Annotated in this window: 13 protein-coding genes; 7 read left to right on the top strand and 6 right to left on the bottom strand. The window is 75.0% G+C overall.

Features of this window, described 5'->3' with window-relative positions:
* Positions 1 to 24: 24 nt before the first annotated feature.
* The gene (locus ABT345_RS09780) at positions 25 to 1,257 is read right to left on the bottom strand and encodes a metallophosphoesterase (RefSeq protein ID WP_345087952.1); all 1,233 of its coding nucleotides are present in this window, start codon (positions 1,255 to 1,257) and stop codon (positions 25 to 27) included.
* A 344-nt stretch (positions 1,258 to 1,601) separates the two neighbouring features.
* On the opposite strand from ABT345_RS09780, the gene ABT345_RS09775 reads away from it, so the two are divergent.
* The 3 genes from ABT345_RS09775 to ABT345_RS09765 all read left to right on the top strand — a co-directional run bounded on the left by ABT345_RS09775 (position 1,602) and on the right by ABT345_RS09765 (position 5,638).
* Positions 1,602 to 1,928 carry a trypco2 family protein gene (locus ABT345_RS09775; protein WP_345087949.1) on the top strand — a complete coding sequence of 109 codons (327 nt, stop codon included), beginning with the start codon at positions 1,602 to 1,604 and terminating at the stop codon, positions 1,926 to 1,928.
* Positions 1,925 to 4,711 carry a trypsin-like peptidase domain-containing protein gene (locus ABT345_RS09770; RefSeq protein ID WP_345087947.1) on the top strand — a complete coding sequence of 929 codons (2,787 nt, stop codon included), beginning with the start codon at positions 1,925 to 1,927 and terminating at the stop codon, positions 4,709 to 4,711. Before ABT345_RS09775 ends, ABT345_RS09770 begins: the two co-directional genes overlap by 4 nt.
* Before the next feature lie 156 nt (positions 4,712 to 4,867).
* The gene (locus tag ABT345_RS09765; protein ID WP_345087945.1) at positions 4,868 to 5,638 is read left to right on the top strand and encodes a DUF6801 domain-containing protein; all 771 of its coding nucleotides are present in this window, start codon (positions 4,868 to 4,870) and stop codon (positions 5,636 to 5,638) included.
* A 45-nt stretch (positions 5,639 to 5,683) separates the two neighbouring features.
* Here ABT345_RS09765 and ABT345_RS09760 read toward each other — a convergent pair whose 3' ends face one another.
* Together ABT345_RS09760 and ABT345_RS09755 are read right to left on the bottom strand one after the other, a co-directional pair.
* On the bottom strand, positions 5,684 to 6,262 hold the full coding sequence (locus ABT345_RS09760; protein WP_345087943.1) for a GrpB family protein: 579 nt from the start codon (positions 6,260 to 6,262) through the stop codon (positions 5,684 to 5,686).
* 96 nt (positions 6,263 to 6,358) lie between these two features.
* Entirely contained in the window at positions 6,359 to 8,005 is a 1,647-nt protein-coding gene (locus ABT345_RS09755; protein WP_345087941.1) for an acyl-CoA dehydrogenase family protein, read from the bottom strand.
* A 46-nt stretch (positions 8,006 to 8,051) separates the two neighbouring features.
* Here ABT345_RS09755 and ABT345_RS09750 point away from each other — a divergent pair, with 46 nt between their 5' ends.
* Entirely contained in the window at positions 8,052 to 8,936 is an 885-nt protein-coding gene (locus tag ABT345_RS09750) for a PaaX family transcriptional regulator C-terminal domain-containing protein (protein ID WP_345087939.1), read from the top strand.
* Here ABT345_RS09750 and ABT345_RS09745 read toward each other — a convergent pair.
* Together ABT345_RS09745 and ABT345_RS09740 are read right to left on the bottom strand one after the other, a co-directional pair.
* Positions 8,840 to 10,300, bottom strand: coding sequence for an amino acid permease (locus ABT345_RS09745; protein WP_345087937.1), 1,461 nt, complete (start codon positions 10,298 to 10,300; stop codon positions 8,840 to 8,842). The two genes, ABT345_RS09750 and ABT345_RS09745, sit on opposite strands and share 97 nt — an antisense overlap.
* A 93-nt stretch (positions 10,301 to 10,393) precedes the next feature.
* Positions 10,394 to 11,590, bottom strand: coding sequence for a lactonase family protein (locus tag ABT345_RS09740; protein ID WP_345087935.1), 1,197 nt, complete (start codon positions 11,588 to 11,590; stop codon positions 10,394 to 10,396).
* A 329-nt stretch (positions 11,591 to 11,919) separates the two neighbouring features.
* On the opposite strand from ABT345_RS09740, the gene ABT345_RS09735 reads away from it, so the two are divergent.
* Entirely contained in the window at positions 11,920 to 13,005 is a 1,086-nt protein-coding gene (locus tag ABT345_RS09735; protein WP_345087933.1) for a tetratricopeptide repeat protein, read from the top strand.
* Here the strand turns inward: ABT345_RS09735 and ABT345_RS09730 are convergent.
* Complete coding sequence (locus tag ABT345_RS09730; RefSeq protein ID WP_345087931.1) at positions 12,899 to 14,329, bottom strand: lipase maturation factor family protein; 1,431 nt, start codon at positions 14,327 to 14,329, stop codon at positions 12,899 to 12,901. The genes ABT345_RS09735 and ABT345_RS09730 overlap by 107 nt on opposite strands.
* A 410-nt stretch (positions 14,330 to 14,739) precedes the next feature.
* Here ABT345_RS09730 and ABT345_RS09725 point away from each other — a divergent pair, with 410 nt between their 5' ends.
* Together ABT345_RS09725 and ABT345_RS09720 are read left to right on the top strand one after the other, a co-directional pair.
* The gene (locus ABT345_RS09725) at positions 14,740 to 14,910 is read left to right on the top strand and encodes a hypothetical protein (protein WP_169749983.1); all 171 of its coding nucleotides are present in this window, start codon (positions 14,740 to 14,742) and stop codon (positions 14,908 to 14,910) included.
* A 467-nt stretch (positions 14,911 to 15,377) separates the two neighbouring features.
* Positions 15,378 to 16,535: a glycoside hydrolase family 88 protein gene (locus ABT345_RS09720; RefSeq protein ID WP_345087928.1), complete on the top strand. Its 1,158-nt coding sequence runs from the start codon at positions 15,378 to 15,380 to the stop codon at positions 16,533 to 16,535.
* Positions 16,536 to 16,570 lie beyond the last annotated feature (35 nt).

Genomic DNA, 16,570 nt, shown 5'->3' with positions numbered 1-16,570 from the left:
GCTGCCCCGCCCGGGGGCTCGCCGCTACGCCGGTGCGCCCGCCCGTACCCCGCCCACCGGCGTCGTGGTGCGGATCCGGTGGGCGCGGGTGGCCGTCCGGGTGGCGACGTCGACGGTGTACGCGTCGAGCGTCAGCGCCGCGCCCGAGACCTTCAGCAGCATGAAGCCGTGGTCGGAGAAGTTCTGCCAGGCGGCCGGGTGGCCGAAGTGCGCGGTGCCGTCGCCGGTCTTGCCGGAGGCGCCGCACACCACCTGCCGGGTGCCGCCGGTCCGCGCCGTCGGCTCCAGCAGCTGCGAGGTGTGGTCGTGCCCGGAGAGGATCAGATCGGCCCGCCCGAGGACGACCTCCTCGTACATCTTCTTGAGGTGGACGCCGCTGGTGTAGTTCCCGATGGTGAAGCCGTCGTAGGCACCGGCGCTGCCGTGCTTGCCGTTGTTGAGGTACGGGTGATGGCCCAGGACGATCTTCCAGCGAGCCCGCGAGGCGCCCAGCGCGCCGTCCAGCCACTCCCGCTGCCCGCGCATGTACGGGCCGTCCCAGTGGTAGCGCGGGTCGATCTGGGCGACGTAGGACGACCACGGGATGGTGTCGATGGCGAAGAACTCCACCAGCGGGCGGTCGGCGGGGAGGGGCACGCTGTAGTAGCGCTCCGGCATGTACCAGCGGCGGGAGGTCGCCGCGTACGCCACCTCGCGGTCGCCGCGGGACGGGTCGCCACCGCTGCCCGGTATCAGCCCGGAGCAGTCGTGGTTGCCCAGCACCATCAGCCACGGCACGTCGATGCCGGCGTTCGGCTTCTCGAACTTGTCCTGGAACTCCGTGTCGTGGTCGGACTCCGGCCCGTTCTCGTAGATGTTGTCGCCGAGCCCGACGGCCAGCTCCACGCCCTCGGCGCGGCAGACGTCCCGCGCCGCGGCGGCCACCGCGTACTGCGCCTCGTCGCCGGTGCCCGCGTCGCCCGTCACCAGGACGGCGAACTCGCCCTTGCGGTTGGGGCGTTCGGGGAAGGGGAACGCGCCGGGCGCGCCGCCCCGGGTCGCGGCGGCCGCCGTGCGGTCCCCGGCGCCGAGCGGCAGCACGCCGAGCGCGGCGCCCGCCACCGCGCCGCCCAGCAGCGTCCGCCGGTTCACCCACGGCACGGTGCGGCCGGTCGTCCGCAGCGCGGGCGCCCCCTCCGCGGGCCGCGCGCTCTCGTCCCGCAGCCACTGGTCCTCGGTCAGGTCCGCCCGCGGCGGGATCAGTTCGTCGTCACACATGCCTCGCTTTTTCTCATGGGTGAGGAGGCGGGTGGTGAAGGTTCGATGAAGGCGAAGTGGACGTACGTGCGACACCGGGTGCCGAGTGAGGGAGTTCTCGGCGCACTCGGTGCCATATGGGTCGCAGGCGTCACGATCCACCGCCCCGCGCGCCCGGCACCCGGCGCCGCCAACGGGCAGGCCGCAGCCGTGTACCCACCCGCATCGCGCCGGGCGTGCGCCCCTGCCGCGCCCGTACGCCCGCACGCCGTCCCCGCCCCCGAAGCGGCCGACGGAGCGCTGTGCGGCGCCCCGCCGCCCCATTACAGTCCTGGCACCGGTGTGCTCGGCTGAGGGGGCGTGGCGTGATCGAGCTGTCGAGTGTGATCAAGGACCTGCGGGACGAGCTGGAACGGGCCGTCGTCGCGGCCGAGGGGGAGGCGCTCCGCTTCGAGTTGGGGACGATCGAGCTGGAGGTGTCGGTGGCGCTGGAGCGCACCGGGCACGCGGGGGCGAAGGTCAAGTTCTGGGTGGTGGAGTCCGGCGCGGACGCGACCGTCGCCGCCACCTCGACCCAGCGCCTCACCCTCGCCCTGCGGCCGACCCTCACCGGCCCGGACGGCCCGGACGGCCCGGGCGCCGCGGGCAGGTCGGCCTACGTGGCCGGAGCCGCCGAGCCCGACGAGTCGTGAGCCCCGGGGCGTACGCGCCCGGCGGCCCCGATCCCCGGCGGGTGGTCCAGATCCTCGCCGAACGGGGCGCCGGATCCCGCTGGCGCGGCTCCGGCTACCGGGTGACCGGCGACGCCGTGCTCACCGCCGCGCACGTGGTGACCGACGCCTCAGCCGTCCGGCTGCGCTTCCTCACCGAGGACGGCGGCGCGCTCGAACTGCCCGCCGAACCGGTCTGGTCGGACACCGGCATCGATGTCGCGGTCCTGCGGATCACGGACGGAACGGGCCTGCCCGGCGGCCCCTGGGCGCCGCCGGTGCGCTACGCCCGCATCACCCGGCCCGTGGCGTGCGAGGCGCTCGGATTCCCCCGCTTCCGGCTGCGCCGCGACCCCGCGGCACCGGAGCGCGAGGCGCCCCGCTACCGCGACTCCCACCACGCCCGCGGCTCGACGACCCCGCTGTCGTACCTCCGCGCCGGTCTGCTGGAGATCACCGTGGACGGGCCGGGCGGCGACGTGGACCGCTCGCCGTGGGAGGGGATGTCGGGCGCCGCGGTGTGGAGCGGCGGCCATCTGATCGGCGTGGTCAGCGAGCACCCCCACGCCGACGGGCCCGGCCGCCTCGCGGCGAGCCCCGTGGAGCGTTGGTACCGGCTGCCCCGCGAGCGGCGCGCGGCGCTCCACGACCTGACCGGCCTGGCGCCCGCCCCCGACGCGCTCACCGCCCTGCCGCTCGACGCGCCCGAGCCGGACGATCCGCCCGAGGTACGCGAGGCCGCCCGGCGGCTCGGCCGCGATGTCCACCGGCAGTGGCAGAAGGAGGAGGAGAACCGGCGGGTGCACCACCCCTTCCCGCTGGACGTGCGCTTTCGCTGCACCCCCGCCCGGGAGCTGTACGACCACTGGGAGAACATCTGCGAGGGCGCGTCCGCCGCGACCGCCGGGCCGCTCCCGCTGGACGGCGGCGTCGCCCGGATCGCGGCGCGCTACGCGTCCGTCCCCTCCGGCCGGCTGGTGGTCCTCGGCGAGGCCGGCGCCGGCAAGACGGTCCTCACCCTGCGCTTCGTCCTCGACCGGCTCGCCGCCCGCGACCCCGGCGCCCCCGTACCGGTGCTTTTCGGCCTGGGCTCGTGGGACCCGTCCGCCGTCTCGCTGCGCGACTGGATGAGCGGTCAACTCGTGCGCGACCACCTCTTCCTGGCGTCCTCGGACGGGCACGGCGGCAACCTCGCCGGTGCGCTGGTCGATGCGCGGCGCATCCTGCCCGTGCTCGACGGCTTCGACGAACTGGCCGAGGGGCTGCGGCCCCAGGCGCTCGACGTCCTGCACGGCACCGCGCTGCCCCTGCTGCTCACCAGCCGCCCCGCCGAGTACCGCGCGGCCGTACGGCGCACCGGCGTGCTCGGCAAGGCCGCCGTCGTCGAACTGTGCCCCCTCGGCGCCGACGACTACGGCGCCTATCTGCACCGCGCCGCCCGCACGGCCGCGGACGACGAGCAGGGCGAGCGCGGCTGGAAACCGGTGCTGCGCCGGCTCGGGGCGGACCCGCCCGACCCCGGCGCGGCCCACCTCGGCGAGGTCCTCACCACCCCGCTGATGGTCTCCCTCGCCCGCGCCGTCTACAGCGACGCCCCCGGCCCCGACCCGGCCGAACTCCTGGACACCGCAAGCTTCCCCGGCCCGGCGGAGCTCCGGGCCCACCTGCTGGCCGCCTTCCTCCCCGCCGTCTACGACCGCCCACCGGACGACCGCGACGCCGCCACCGGACGCCGCTGGAAACCCGACCGCGCCCGGCACTGGCTCGGCCACCTCGCCGCGCATCTGCACGCGCACGACACCCATGACCTCGCCTGGTGGGAGGTGGGACTCACGCTGCCGCGGGCCGCCCGGATGTGGGTGATCGGCCTCCTCGCCGCCCTCGCCTTCGGCCTGACCAGCGGCATCGGCAACCTCCCGGTGGACCTCGTCGCCACCGACCACGGCCCCCGTTTCGCCGTCCTCCGCGGCGTCCTGGTCGGCGTGCTGCACGGCGGCGTCGCCGGACTGGTCTTCGCGATGGTGTACGGCCGCCTCACCCGGACGACGCCGGTCACCCCCTCGCATCTGCGCATACGGCTCATCGGCGGCGGACGGGAGCGGTCCGCGCCGTTCGGCCGCCGCTTCCTGCTGGGCGTCGCGTTCGGGGTGCCGGCCGGGGCGGTGCTGGTGCTGCTCGACCGGTGCGTGGTCTCGCCGCTCGGGTTCGACGACGGTCTCGACGGCGGGCCCCTGGGCGCGGTGCTGCTGCCGCTCCAGGTCGGGCTGGGCGCCGGGCTGGTGCTCGGCATCATGACCCGCGTGGAGGTCCCGCTCGCCACGGACACGGCGGTCAGCGCCGCGGACCTGCTGCACACCAACCGCCGGAACGTCGTCGTCCATATGCTGGTGTGGCTGCTGGTGTTCGGGATCCCCGGTGGCTTCGCCGCCGGACTCCAGGAGGGCCCGGTCCGCGGGGTGCTGGCCGGGCTGGTCTTCGGCCTCGAAGGTGCCTTCGGCGGCGGCCTCGGATACGGGCTGAGCTTCACCGCCTGGGGCCAGTGGGTGGCGCTCGCCCGCATCTGGCTGCCGCTCACCCGCCGGGTGCCCTGGGCGCTGATCGCCTTCCTGGACGACGCCCAACGGCGCGGCGTGCTGCGCCGGTCCGGCGCCGTCTACCAGTTCCGCCACGCCAGCCTCCAGGACCACCTGGCCCACGAATTCGAGGCCCGGTCCCGCACCCGGGCGCCGTCCTCGGAACCACCCGCTGCGGGACAAGCGTCCTGATTGCGGGAACAGCCGGTCATCACAGGCCGAACTGATCACATCGCACCGACCCACGGGGGGTGGCACATGGCCGCCGGGCAGAGCACACCGAATCCGACGACAGGTCAGGGCAGGAAGCGGCGCCGAGGCGCGGGTGCAGGGCGCGCGCCGTGCGCGGTGGTGGCCCTCGCGGCCACCGTCGCCGCCGCGGGGGCGGGCGCCGCCCCGGCGGCCGCCGCGCAGGCCGCGCCCGCACTCGCGTACACCTGCCAGGTCCCCTGGATCGGGGAACAGCGGGCCACGGCGCGGATCACCACGCAGATCCCGGGCACGGTCGCCGTCGGCGTGCCCAGCAGAAGGTTCCCGATCGGCGCCACGACACCGGTGGCCGAGGGCATCACCTCGCTGCTCGGCCAGGTCGGGGTGGTGAGCGCCGAGGGGACGGTGACCGCACGGATCGGCGTCGCCGCGCCGCAGGGCGACCGCCGGGTCCCGGTGGGCCTCACCATCCCCCGGACCCGCATCCCGGCATCCGGCACGCTGGTCCTGGCGGCGCACGGCACCGCGCCCGCGATGACCTTCAGCCGCCCGGGTCCCGGCCGGCTCACCGCCCAAGACCTCGTGCTGCATCTCGTCGGACGGGCGTCGGACGGCAGCGTGCGGGGCGTGATCGACGCGCGGTGCGCCCCCGAGGGCGGACAGCCCGCGGCCCTCGCCTCGTTCACGATCACCCGGCCCCCGGCGGACCCGGGACCGTCCCCCACCTCCGGCCCCGGGCCGTCCCGCCCCGCCGACGGGCAAAAACCCGCGGACCGCCGTCCGGCGCCGGGGCCCCTCCCGGCCACCGGTCAGGACGCCGGCTTCGTGCTCCTCCCGGCCGTCGGCACGCTCGCCGCGGGCGTCGCCGCCTGGTGGGACGGGCTCCGGAAGGGGCAGGACCGGTCCTGAACGCCCGGGTCGCGCACGGCGGGTGACGGCCCGCCGGGCGCCGTCCTACGACGGCTGCCAGCCCGTCGCGGCCGCCCAGCGCTCGGCCCCGAGCATCAGCGCGTCGGTGGCCGGCTGCTTGATCCGGCCGTAGGCGGCGAGGTCCTGGACCTGCTCGGCCAGCCGCTGTTTGAACGTGCCCCAGGCCCGCCGGGCGGCCGCGTCGGCGCGCAGATGGTCGCGGAAGAGCAGCGCGTACCGGGCGCCGGGTCCGTCGTGCTCCCGCAGGTGGACGTTGCACCGGCGGGCGCCGGCGGGCGGGGCGAAGACCAGCTTGCGGCCGCGGTGGCCGGACGAGACCTCGGTGCGGTTCCACGGCTCGGGACGGCACCGGAACCCGGCCGCCGTCAGCCGCGCCGTGGCCCGCGCCGCGCACTCCTCGTCGAGCGAGACCATCCGCACCTGGATGTCCAGGCAGTCCTTGGCCGCCAGGCCCGGCACGGAGGTGGAGCCCACATGGTCGACCGCGACCGCGAGGTCCCCGAGCAGCTCCCGCAGCCGGGCGGCGTGTTCCGCGAACTCCACCGGCCAGCAGGGCCGGTGGGCGACCACCGCGACCGGGGCGATCTCATCGTCGAAAGGCATGGCCGGACGCTACCGCCCCGGCCGCCCGGCCGCCCCCCGTCCGGTGCGCCCGCGCCGCCGTGCCCGCCGGGCGCACCACCCTCCGCCGGCCGGCCCTCAACGCGCATCACCGGAACGGGTGCGCTCCAGGATCGCGGTGAGATCCGTACCGGGCGGCAGGGTGCCGAAGGCGTTGCCCCACGCCCCGTCGAGCCGGGAGGCGCAGAACGCGTCGGCGACCGCCGGGGAGCTGTGCCGCACCAGCAGCGCCCCCTGGAGCACCAGCGCCATCCGCTCGGCGACGGTCCGGGCCAGCAGCTGCGCCCGCTCCGGATCGTCCAGCTCGCCCAGCAGCTTCCGCAGCCCGGCGGCGGCCGCGTCCAGCCGCCGGTCGGCGCCCGCGGCCGCGTCGACCTCCGCGAAGTACGCCTCCAGCGCCTCCGGTTCGCGCTGCAGCGCCCGCAGCACGTCGAGCGCCGCGACATTGCCCGAGCCCTCCCAGATCGACAGCAGCGGCGCCTCCCGGTAGAGCCGCGGCATCCCGGACTCCTCGACGTAGCCGTTGCCGCCCAGGCACTCCAGCGCCTCGCCCACGTGGGAGCTGCCGCGCTTGCACACCCAGTACTTGGCGGCCGCCAGCGCCAGCCGCCGCAGCGCCGCCTCCCGCGCGTCGCCGGCCTGGGAGCGGTCCACGGCGGCCGCCAGCCGCATCCCCAGCAGCGTCGCCGCCTCCGACTCGACGGCGAGATCGGCGAGGACCGACCGCATCAGCGGCTGGTGGTCCAGCGCCCGGCCGAACGCCTGCCGGTGCGCGGTGTGGTGCAGCGCCTGCCGCAGCCCGGCCCGCATCGCGGCGGCCGACCCCAGCACGCAGTCCAGCCGCGTCATGTTGACCATCTCCACGATGGTGCGCACCCCGCGCCCCGGCTCGCCCACCGGCCAGGCCACCGCCGCCTCGTACTCGATCTCCGCCGAGGCGTTGGAGCGGTTGCCGAGCTTGTCCTTGAGGCGCATCAGCCGCAGCCCGTTGCGGCTGCCGTCCGGCAGGACGCGCGGCAGCAGAAAACAGCCCAGACCCTCCGCCGTCTGTGCCAGGGTCAGGAAGACATCGCTCATCGGCGCGGAGGTGAACCACTTGTGGCCGGTGATCCGGTAACTCCCGTCGGCGGCGGCCACCGCGCGCGTGGTGTTGGCGCGGACGTCGGAGCCGCCCTGCTTCTCCGTCATCGACATGCCCGCGATCAGGCCCGACTTGGTCAGCGGCGGCCGCAGCCCGAAGTCGTAGACCCGCGAGGTCAGCAGCGGTTCGTAGGCCGCCGCCAGCTCGGGTGCCGCCCGCAGCGCCGGGACGGCGGCGTACGTCATCGAGATCGGGCAGCCGTGGCCCGGCTCGGCCTGGGACCAGAGGTAGAACTTCGCGGCGCGCACCAGGTGGGCACCGGGCCGGTCGTCCGCCCAGGGCGCGGCGTGCAGCCCCTGCTCCACCGCGACCGTCATCAGCTGATGCCAGGCGGGGTGGAAGGTGACCTCGTCGACGCGGTGGCCGAAGCGGTCGTGGGTGTGCAGCCGGGGCGGTACCTCCTCCGCCCAGCGGGACTGCTCCTGGACGGCCGCGGTGCCCGCCAGCGCGCCGAGTTCGGTCACCTCCCGCTCGCCCCATCCGGCGCCTTCCCGGCGCAAGGTCTCCAGCAGGGCCGGCTCGTCCGCGGCGGTGAAACCGGTCAGCGGCGGCGGCTGATTCACGACTTCATGAGTGACGGTCATACCTCGACGTTACAGTTGTACGACAAGCGTGGAAAGGATGTAATGAATGAACGGCGCGGACGGCTGTGACCGCACCCCCGAGGCTGCCCCCACGGGCACCCCGCGGAGCGCGGCGGACGATGCGGAGGACCTGGGGGTACGGCCGCTCACCGCACGCTCCGTCGTCCTGAGCACCCTCCTCGGCAATCACCCGGCGCAGCTACCGGTCCGAGCCCTCGTACGTATCGGGGAACTCTTCGGCATCGCCGAGGGCACGGTACGGGTCGCACTCTCCCGCATGGTGGCCGCCGGAGACCTCACCCACGCCGACGGGGACTACGCCCTCACCGCACGGCTGCTGGCCCGCCAGCGCCGGCAGGACGACAGCCGCACCCCGCGCACCCTGCCGTGGTCCGGCGCCTGGGAGATCGCCCTGGTCACCGGCGAGCGCCGGACCGCCGCCGAACGCACCGCGCTGCGCCGCGCCATGGACGGGCTGCGCCTGGCCGAGCTGCGCGAGGGCAGCTGGCTGCGCCCCGCCAACCTCGACCGCCCCCGCCCCTCCGCCGCCGACCAGTGCACCTGGCTCACCGGCACCCCCGACGGCGATCCGGTCGCCCTCGCGGGCAAGCTCTGGGATCTGGACGGCTGGGCCGCCCGCGCCCGCGACCTCGACGCCCGGCTGGGCGCCGCGGACGACCCCGCGCACCGCTTCACCGTCGCCGCCGCGGCCCAGCGCCATCTGCTGACCGACCCGCTGCTCCCCGCCGAACTGCTGCCCGACGACTGGCCCGGCTCCACCCTGCGGGAGAGCTACGACGCCTTCGTCGACCATCTGCGCGATCTGCTGCGCCATTACCTCTCGCCGGTCGCCGCCCCCACCACGTCCGGCTCCGGGACCGGGCCCGCCGGTGCCGTACGCGCCGCCGGGACCCGCCGCCGGACCTCGTAGCCCACCAGCACCACCGCCACCGTCACCAGGCTCAGCCAGAACTGCGAACGGCTGCCGGGCAGCACCGCCATCGCGGCGATCACCGCCGTCATCGCCGCGATGGTCACCCAACTCAGCCAGGGGAACAGCCACATCCGCAGCGTCAGCCGCGCCGGGTCCTCCCGCTCCAGCCGCCGCCGCATCCGCACCTGGGCGAAGGCGATCGCCAGATAGACGAAGAGCGCGATGGCGCCGTAGGAGTTGATCAGGAACGAGAAGACCACATCGGGGGAGAGCCAGGCGGCGATCACCGACAGATAGCCGACCGACGTCCCGGCCAGCAGCGCCCGGCGCGGCACGCCGCCGCGGCTGACCTTGGTGAAGGCGCGCGGCGCATCGCCGTTGCCGGTCAGCGCGAAGAGCATCCGCGAGGACGTGTAGAGCGCGGAGTTCAGGCAGGACAGCACCGCGATCAGCACCAGCGCGTTCATCACCGTCCCGGCGGCGGGCACCGCCAGCCGCTCCAGCACCGCCGCGTACGGACTGACCTCGATCGCCCGCGACGTCCACGGCACGACCGCCACCACCAGGAAGATCGACAGGACGTAGAACGCCACCACCCGCAGCACGATCGAGCGGATCGCGTCGGCCACCGCCCGCTCCGGCTCGACCGACTCCGCCGCCGCGATCGTCACGATCTCCGCACCGGTGAAGAACCCGACGCAGGGCACCACCGCCGCCAGCACCGCGCCCACGCCCGCCGGCGCGAACCCGCCGTGCGACGTCAGCAGCGCCAGCCCGCCCTCGGCGCGGGGCCACAGCCCCAGCACGTACAGCGCGCCCAGGAACAGGAAGACGACGATCGCCACGACCTTGATCGACGAGAACCAGTACTCGAACTCGCCGTAGGAGCGGGCCGAGACCATGTTGGTCGCCGTCAGCAGCCCCATCAGGACCAGGCTGACCGCCCACAGCGGCACACCGGGCAGCCACAGCCGGACGATCCGGCCGCCGGCCACCGCCTCCACGGCCACCACGATCACGAAGAAGTACCAGTACAGCCAGCCGACGGTGAAGCCGGCCCGCTGTCCCAGCGTCTCGCGGACATGGACGTAGAACGAGCCCTGCGCGGGCCGGGCGACGGTCATCTCCGCCAGCATCCGCATGATCAGCACGGTCAGCACCCCGGCGGCCAGGAACGACAGCACCGCCGCCGGGCCCGTCGCGTGCACCACCACCCCGCTGCCGACGAACAGCCCCGCGCCGATCACCCCGCCGAGCGCGATCAGCCGCATGTGGCGGCGTTCGAGGCCCTGGCGCAGCGCACCGTTTGCCGGTGCCGGTCCGCTGTGGGGGCCGCGCGCCCCCGGTGTCTGCGTACTCATGGGGGGCGACGCTAACTTCCGGACACTGCCGCACTGTTGCGGCAGTGTGTCACCGCTCCCGGAGTGGCGAATTCCACCCGCCGCTGCGCCCGCTCACCGCGGCAGGACGCACACCGCTGCCGCCGCCGCGAACGGCTCGCCGCGCCGCTCCAGCGCCCCGGAGTCCGCATCGAGGGCGAACACCGTCACCGTCCCCGATCGCTGGTTCGCCGCGAACAGCAGCCGCCCGTCCGGCGAGAAGGCGATCTGCCGCGGGTAGTCGCCGCCCACCGGCACCGTGTCCAGCAGCCGCAGCCGCGCCCCGCCGTCCTCGACCGCGTACCGCGTCAGGCTGTTGTGCCCGCGGTTGGCCAGGAACGCGAACGATCCGTCCGCGGTGACCAGCAGCTGCGCCGGATAGCTGGTGCCCTCGCCGGTGCCGGTCGGCTGCGGCTCGCCCGGCGTCAGCCGCCCGCTGCCGGCGTCGTAGCCGCAGACCACCACCGTGTTGTCGACCTCGTTCGCCAGATACGCGAACCGGCCCGACGGATGGAACGTCAGATGCCGCGGCCCCGCGCCCGGCCGCAGCGCCGCCCGTGACACCTCGGCCAGCGTCCCCGCGGAGGTGTCCAGCCGGTAGGTGTAGACGGTGTCGGTCCCCAGATCCACCGCCAGCACGTGGCCGCCGTCCGGGGAGGTGATGATCTGGTGAGCGTGCGGCCCGTCCTGGCCGGGGCCGGGCGGCGGCGCGGAGTGGGTGACCAGATCGGTCCGCTCGCCCAGCGAGCCGTCCGCCCCGATCGGGTGCACCGCCACGCTCCCCGACGTGTAGTTGGCGCTCAGCAGCCAGCGGCCGCCCGGATGGACCGACAGATGACAGGGCCCGGCGCCGCCGGTGGGACGGCTGCCCAGCACCTTCGGCGGGCCCTGCGCCGGCAGCGCCAGCGCGGTCACCGCGCCCTCCTGCTGCTCGTCGACCGCGTAGAGCGTCCCCCCGTCGGGGGCGAGCGCCAGATACGACGGGTCGGGGACGCCGCCGACCGTGCCGGTGCCGGTCAGCGTGCCGTCGGCGGCGTACTCCGCAAGGATGACACCGGCCCCACCGGACGACGTGTACGTCCCGAGGAACACCGACCGGTCCGCCCGCGGCCGCCGGGCGCCCGCCCGCTGCCCGCCCCGGCCCCGGGCCTGCGCCGGGGCGGCCTCGCGGCCGGTCAGCGCCACACCCCCGGCCGCCACGGCCAGCCCGGCGGCCACGCCCCCGAGAAAACGCCGGCGCCCCACGCCCGGCCCCGTCCCTGCTGCGCTCATGCCCCACCTCGGTCTCCGGCGTACGCGGCCCGCGCGGCCGCCGGGGACCGGCCGCCCGCGGACGGACGGGAGCCAGCCTGACCCGGACGGTGCGGCACGGCAAGGGGACGGCGGCCCGCGGGCCGGTGCCAAAAAACAGACGGCCCGTCACCTGTGGTGACCGACCCGGCCGTTGGGCGGGGAGACCCGTACGTCGCGGTGATGACCGCAGGGGCGGCGCGTAGCACTTCAGAGGTACGCGAGGACGGGCACTGCGAGGGATTCGGGCTACAGGTCCGACTTCATAGCGTCGTGATCAAGACGGATCATGAACGAGAGGGCACCGCAACATGTACGGCAAGGCATTCGCCCCCGAGTACCAGGGCGCACTGGGCGCGAAGCTCGACGTCAACTCCTCCTACGAGGAGGTGCTGGCCGCCGCCGTCCACGCCCACGAGGAGGCCGCGAGCCCGCTGGAACGTGCCCGCGCGGCCCTTGCGGCGGCCGAGGCCAACCGCCGTCTGGGCAGGGTCGAGGCCGCCGGCGCCGCCTGGCGCGACAGCTACCGCAACGCCCGGGAGGCGGGCGACCGCGGCGCGATGGGCTGGGCGCTGTGGAGCGGCGGCACCCTCGCCCGCCAGTGCGGCGCCCTGCCGCTCGCCCGCCGGCTGCTCACGCACGCCGTCGCCCTCGCCGACGGCGCCGACCGGCTGGCCCACGGCTACGCCCTCGCCGGACTCGCCGAGACCGGCCGCATCCAGGGCGACTACGAAGCCGTCGCCGACCTCCACGAACAGCTCCTGGCGCAGGCGCGGGCCCACGGCGAGCCCCGCCACGCGGTCTGGGCGCTGTCCGGCATCGCCCAGATGCACCGCAACACCGGCGACCTCACCAAGGCGCTGGCCCTCTTCGAGGAGTGCGTCACCATCGCCGCCGCCGCGGACGACAGCCGCGGCCACGCCTGGTCGCTGCGCGGCGTGGCGGACGTCCGCTCGGCGCGGGGCGAGAGCGACCGCGCGCTGGAGCTGCTGTCCGAGGCGGAGGCGATATGCCGCACCATGGACCTCGCCGCCGCCCTCGCCTACAACCACAAGATGCGCGGCAACGTCCTCTTCCGCGCCGAGCGGTACGGCGAGGCGCGCGAGCTGTACGCCCTGGCGATGCGGGAGTTCACGGAGATGGCGGAGCCCCGCGGCCGCGCCCTGGCCGCGCTGGGCCTGGCCAGGTCCCGCGCCCGGCTGGGCCGCGACCACGTCGAGACGCTCGCCGAACTCGACACGCTGGAGCGGGAGTTCCGGCGCATCGGACTGCGGGAGGCGCTGCGCACGCTCACCGCCGTCCGGGACGAGGTGACCGCGCGGTGGGCGGCAGAAACGGACGGACTTCTCGACGGTGCCACCATGCGCCTGACTCCCGTAGCTCGCGCCACGTCGTGAAGCGGTACTCGAAGAGCCGGGCGCGCACCCGCAGCGGCGGAGCGTCCGGGAACGGGTTGCCGCGCAGCAGTCGCAGCGTGTCCCGGTCGCCGGTGAGCAGCCGCTCCACGAAGCCGCCGAACCAGCCGGCGGCGTAGCCCGGCGACAGCGCGGCGAACCACATCAGCCAGTCGAGCCGCAGGTGGTAGGGGGCGAACTGGCGCGGCAGCCGCCCCACCTCACCCGGCTTCCCGTGGAAGGCGTACTCCTTCCACACCGTCTCCGGCCCGTCCACCGCCGACGCCGTCCCCTCCACCACCACCTCCCGCCGCACCCGCGTGACGCTGCCGAAGGCGCCGTAGGAGTTGACCAGGTGCAGCGGTTCGTACGAGGTGTTCATCCGCTGGTCGCGGGTGAGGAGATTGCGGGCCGGGCGGTAGCTGAGGGCCAGCACCCCGGCGGTCGCCGCGCAGACCAGGACGGTGAACCACACCGGGGCGCCCGGCGGGAGCGGCGGCGGGGCGACCCAGGGGCGGGCCCCGGCGGCGACGGAGAGGGCGAGCGCGAGGGTCAGCCAGTTCAGCCAGGCGAAGTTGCCGGAGAACACCAGCCACAGCTGGGTGACGGCCATCGCCGCCGCCGCCCACCCCGCCACCGGCTGCGGGGTGAAGAGCAGCACCGGCAGTACCAGCTGCGCCACATGGTTGGCGGCGGTCTCGGCCTTGTGCAGCGGGCGCGGCAGATGGTGGAAGAACCAGCTCAGCGGGTTCGGCATCGGCTGCGTCTCGTGGTGGTAGTAGAGACAGGTCAGATCGCGCCAGCAGCGGTCCCCGCGCATCTTGATCAACCCGGCGCCGAACTCCACCCGGAACAGCAGCCAGCGCAGCAGCCACATCACGAGGACCGGCGGCGCGACGTCGCCGTTGCCCAGGAAGACCGCCAGCGCACCGGTCTCCAGCAGCAGCGATTCCCAGCCGAAGCCGTACCAGGTCTGGCCGACGTTCACGATCGACAGATACATCACCCACAGCGCCGCCCACATCGCCATGGCCACTGCCAGCGGCACCGCGTCGGCGGCGCCCGCCGCCACCGCGGCGGCCAGCAGCGCCCCGCACCACGACCACGCGGCGAAGAACCGGTCCGAATAGTGCAGGTGGAAGACGGACGGCGCGGCGCGGAACGGCACGCGGGCCACGAAGCGCGGCACGGGCAGCATCCCCTGCGCGCCGATCAGCGCCCGGAACTGCCGCGCCGCGGTGAGGAACGCGGTGAGATAGACGAGGGCCAGCAGCCGCTGGAAGACCAGGCGGCCGAGCCAGTAACCGGAGTCGGTGAACCAGTCCACCCGCCCAGGGTTAGCACCGCCCGGTGCCGCCTCGCGGGCAGACGCTCCGGGCGCCACCCGACGCGCCGGTCCGCTCGGGCGGCGGCGCCCGGCCGGAGATGCGGCGGTCATCCGAATGGCGGGCCCCACGAGGCGGCCGCGGCACCCGCCGGCCGCCCCGTCCGGGCCGGTGACCGGCGCCGACGCGGTGCGGATCACCGCCATTGCGTGAAGAGCGGGGCAAAGGTGACGGAAAAAGTCGCGCGTGCGCGGTTAGGTGTCGTTAGGGTGGGGGACGACGGACGACCCTTAGGGGAGACGCCAACACCATTTGGCCCGTCGCGGGAACGCCACAAACCCTGGCCGATCTCCCGGTTTGTGAACGAGGCGCCACCGCGTCGGAACCCATACCTCTGATGAAGGAGTGCGTGGTGGCATTCGACAAGACCCAGTACAAGGAGCCCCGCCCGAAGCAGGGCGAGCGTCCCGGCCGGATCAAGGAAGTCCGCAACCTTGAGGTCTGGGGGCGCGGCGCTCCGGTCCGGCTCGCCGGCTGTGACGAGGAGCCCGTCGAGCCGCACATCTTCCGCGGCATCGACTGACCCGGAGCACCCTCCGCCCCCGGCCCACCGGGCCCGGAGGGCATCACCGGCACCGCAACACCGCCCGCTCCCGCCCGGGAGCGGTGCACGACGGGGAGCGGCAGCGATCGGCTGCCGCTCCCCGTCGTCGTGATACCGCAGGGCGCGCCCCCGTGGCGAAAAGCCGCGGACGCCTGCCGAACGCCGTTGCGCGTCAGGCCCGTTGACGGTGCCGCGCGGCCCGGACCGTCCTCCGCCCCTTCCGGCGCCGGGCCCTCTTCCGAACCGTGGGCTCCACTGTCACCATGGCACCGCTTCCCATGAACGAACAGCGTTCCCGTACGTGAACGGGATGGGCTGCGCCGGGCCGCCCCGCACGCTCCGCCCGGCACCGCCCGCGGCCCCGCGCCGCCCCGTCCGGGCAGCCCCCGGCCCCGGCCCGTCCCGTGGTGCTCGTGCCCGATCGTCGTACCCGGAAGGGGTGTGTCATGGAACGTCGGCTCTTTCTCGCCACCGGCGCCGTCCTGGCCGTGGGAGGTGGCCTCTCCCCGTTCACGGGCGGCGGCGACCGCGCCGCGGCGGCGGAGCGGGTGGAGGCGGGCGGCGGACTGCCCGCGCGGGCGGAGATCATCGCCGTGCTGCGCCGCGTGGCCGACCACTGGATCGGGGCGCACACCGACCCCGGCGACAACAAATGGGCCCGCGCCACCTTCTTCAGCGGACTGCTCGCCCTGCACCGGCTGACCGGCGAGCCCCGCTACGCCGCGTACGCCCGCGGCTGGGCCGAGAAGCACGACTACGGCCTGAACGACGGCGCCACCACCCGCCATGCCGACAACCAGTGCGCGGGCCAGGCGTATCTGGACCTGTACGGGCTGGACCGCGCACCGGACGAGGCGAAGATCGCGGCGCTGGACGCGTCGGTGCGCGCGATGGTCGACTCCGTGGCGGACAAACACGACGACTGGACGTGGGACGACGCGCTGCACATGGCGATGCCGCCGTTCGCCCGCCTCGGCGCGGTCCGCGGCGACGACGCCTACGCGACGGCGATGCACGCCTTCTACAGCCACACCCGCAACGCCGAGGGCGGCCCGGGGCTGTACGACGCCGCCAGCGGGCTCTGGTACCGCGACAAGCGCTTCCTGCCAGGAGGAATCGTTTCACCGGATGGCAGACCGGTGCTGTGGTCGCGCGGCAACGGCTGGGTCGCCGGGGCGCACGCCAAGGTGCTCGCCGCGCTCCCCGCCGACCACCGGCACGCGCCCGCCTACCGCGCCGCCCTCCTCACCGAACTGCGCGCGCTGCGCCGCCTCCAGCGCCCCGACGGCTTCTGGAACGTCAACCTCGGCGACCCCCGGCACCTGCCGGGCCCCGAGACCAGCGGCACCGTCTTCTTCCTCTTCGCGACGGCCCACGCGCTGCGCACCGGACTCGTCCCGGCCCGCCTCTTCCGGCCGGTCGCCGCCCGCGCCTGGCACGCCCTGGTCACCCACGCCCTGCACCCGGACGGCTTCCTCGGCTACGTCCAGCCCGAGGGCGACCGGCCGGAGTCCGGACAGCCGGTCGGCCGGGACACCACCGCCGACTTCGGGGTCGGCGGTCTCCTGCTGGCCGGGACGGAGCTGGCGGCGCTGGTCGGGTAGCGCCCGGCACCGGCCGGTTCCCGGCGGCCGGTGGC

The sequence above is a fragment of the Streptomyces sp. NPDC000404 genome (assembly GCF_040300365.1).
Lineage (GTDB): Bacteria > Actinomycetota > Actinomycetes > Streptomycetales > Streptomycetaceae > Streptomyces > Streptomyces ramulosus.
Note: the sequence above shows the minus strand (reverse complement) of the source record. Positions and strands in the feature narration are given on the sequence as shown.

Coding starts and splice junctions, on each gene's coding strand:
- ABT345_RS09780 (WP_345087952.1), bottom strand. CDS start 1,257: ATGTGTGACGACGAACTGATCCCGCCGCGGGCGGACCTGACCGAGGAC.
- ABT345_RS09760 (WP_345087943.1), bottom strand. CDS start 6,262: ATGCCTTTCGACGATGAGATCGCCCCGGTCGCGGTGGTCGCCCACCGG.
- ABT345_RS09755 (WP_345087941.1), bottom strand. CDS start 8,005: ATGACCGTCACTCATGAAGTCGTGAATCAGCCGCCGCCGCTGACCGGT.
- ABT345_RS09750 (WP_345087939.1), top strand. CDS start 8,052: ATGAACGGCGCGGACGGCTGTGACCGCACCCCCGAGGCTGCCCCCACG.
- ABT345_RS09745 (WP_345087937.1), bottom strand. CDS start 10,300: ATGAGTACGCAGACACCGGGGGCGCGCGGCCCCCACAGCGGACCGGCA.
- ABT345_RS09740 (WP_345087935.1), bottom strand. CDS start 11,590: ATGAGCGCAGCAGGGACGGGGCCGGGCGTGGGGCGCCGGCGTTTTCTC.
- ABT345_RS09735 (WP_345087933.1), top strand. CDS start 11,920: ATGTACGGCAAGGCATTCGCCCCCGAGTACCAGGGCGCACTGGGCGCG.
- ABT345_RS09720 (WP_345087928.1), top strand. CDS start 15,378: ATGGAACGTCGGCTCTTTCTCGCCACCGGCGCCGTCCTGGCCGTGGGA.